Origin of the sequence: Helicobacter sp. MIT 99-5507 (genome assembly GCF_003364295.1) — a bacterium.
Taxonomy (GTDB): Bacteria; Campylobacterota; Campylobacteria; order Campylobacterales; family Helicobacteraceae; genus NHYM01.
Genome location: NZ_NXLO01000006.1, coordinates 1 through 1,932 on the forward strand (window position 1 = coordinate 1; position 1,932 = coordinate 1,932).

General features: G+C 30.8%; 1 protein-coding gene. It reads left to right on the forward strand.

The genetic code is table 11. From position 1 onward, the window contains the following. Positions 1-1,918 (forward strand): hypothetical protein (locus CQA42_RS08310; protein WP_181881536.1); only part of this gene is annotated, 1,918 nt, incomplete at its 5' end. Positions 1,919-1,932: the final 14 nt, after the last annotated feature.

A 1,932-nucleotide genomic window follows, 5' to 3' on the forward strand; every position in this document is an offset into this window, starting at 1 on the left:
TAAACCAGAGAAACCTGAAAAACCAAAAGATTTAATCGTAGAAGAAATAAATAATATTTTTGGGACAGCAGCACCTGCAAATTTAGTCTATACAAAGGCTACGGGTAGTGATTTAAGAGTAAGAATGTTTCATAAAAATAATACTGGAGGTTTTGGTTCAGGACTAAAGAGTGCTAGCTGCACTCTTTCTGGTAGTGGTGGAACAATTTCTGCTTCTGCTAATTATAGTTTTTGGAGTGGTGGTGGAGCGTATATATTTGAAGTCAAAGGAGGACTTTCAAAGGCAGGATATTATAATCTTCAATGTATTGGAGTAGATAAAAGTAATAATAGTGTAGCAAGCCCTAGTTTGACTTTTTATGTAGCACCAGCTAGTTATAATGCAGTATTTAAAATCACTGCAAATAGCAAAGACTATACTATAAGTTCTCAAAAAGCAGATTCTGATGGAAGCACTAAAAAAATAGCCCTAGGTGGTTCTAGCTTTCCAATTACAAAGGTTGGAGAAAAGTTTGATTTTACTCTATCTGGAGATGCAAGAACCGTAAGTGGCGTGATAGATTCTGGTGTAAATTCATCAATGAAACAAGTTGGTGATATAAAAAATGAAATACAAGGATTAAATGCAAACTCTGGTGCAAAAGCATGCAACGCACCCGCTCCAACACTACCAACAAATACTAGTGTAACAATTAATAGTGGTATATTTAATAGCAATCCAAGCAATAATATATCATTATCTTTTAGTGATGTTTATAGAGGTAAAATGAGTATATCATTCACAGACCAAGACACAAAATCCATAATTGATAGTGAAAAAACTAGAGGTGGTTGTTCTGGCAATGGCATACAAAATGGACAATGCCCATATCCTCCTACATTTGAATTTAGCTTTGATTATTTAGTTGTTCCATTTAATTTTGAAGTAAAAGCAAGCAATACTAATAATCAAGATATAAAAGTGCTTTATTATGGACAAGGTAGCTCACCATTAAATGAAGGTAAAATGAATTTACAAGTAAAACCATTAGATAATAAAAATGCAGGTTTAAAAAACTTTGTAAGTGGTTGTGCAGCAATTGATACAGAATTAGATTTAAATGGCACTGATATATCTGTCATATTTATTGATCCAAATAATATAAATGCCAATGCAACTTATACAACAATAAAAGCAAATGAATTTACATATCAAAATAATCAATCTATAGCTAATTTAAATAGAGTAATAAGTATAAAAAAGACAAATACTCCTTGGACTCCTGATATGGTAGCTGAACCAATAAACTTTGGAACTAGTATAAATCCTTTAATGTATTTTAGTGGTAAAAAGAATGATTCTTCCTATCCACAATATACTCCTAATTTTGATTCACTAAAAGATGCAATAATACTTAGAGGTAGGATAAATATCATTGATGCAGACAATGCAAGTGATTATTCAAAAATGCCAACTAGCAAAGTATATTATGAATTTTATTGCCAAACTTGCAATCTTAATGATGTTAGTAAAGCAACAGGAGTTACTAAATATACAGGTAGTCCAACTTCTCCAGGTTGGTGGATAGATACTACATTTAGCACATTTAATAAAAGTGCCATAGTAGTAAATAATATATCTACTACAAATAATCTAAAAGTATCTAATGTTAGTGCAGTTTCAAATGGACTTCAAAATATTGATTATAATAATGCAAATAGTGGTAAATATGAAGTAACAATAAATCAAGGAACAAATGCCAATAACTTCCCTATGTTTTTATTATATAAGCCATTTTATAATAACAATGTAGCACAACAAGGCACAAGTGCATTTGTAACAATATATAATAAAATAAATGATAATAATAGAGATTTTGGTGTAGATAGTGGTGTAGGAAAAAATACAAGAAGTGGAAGTAGGACTGGAGGATTCTAAATATATCTAAGGGA